The sequence below is a fragment of the Absiella sp. AM09-50 genome (genome assembly GCF_003433845.1).
GTDB lineage: Bacteria > Bacillota_I > Bacilli_A > Erysipelotrichales > Erysipelotrichaceae > Hoskinsella > Hoskinsella hominis.
The window spans coordinates 444-656 of record NZ_QVFI01000078.1 but is presented as its reverse complement, the minus strand read 5'-3'; the positions used below and the strand labels follow the sequence as shown (position 1 = coordinate 656).

Sequence of the window (213 nt, the reverse complement as noted above, 5' to 3'; positions counted from 1 at the left end):
GATACAGCCTGATCTATTATTGTAATCAATGGTGGTGTCCACACATGTTCTTCAGCATAATTTGTGATTGCTTCATCATAATCATGACTTCCAATACTTAATAAATGCCAACCATCACCAAACAATCCATCATTTGCCCAATCCGTTGCCCATGTGCCAATGGTGGATACGGAAAGATAGTAAACACAAAACATCACAATCACAAAGATTGGT

The 213-nt window shown here is 38.0% G+C and carries 1 protein-coding gene; it reads right to left on the bottom strand.

Annotated features, from left to right (window positions below):
- On the bottom strand, positions 1-213 hold a 213-nt coding region (locus DW114_RS21935), incomplete at both ends, for a hypothetical protein (RefSeq protein ID WP_233512200.1).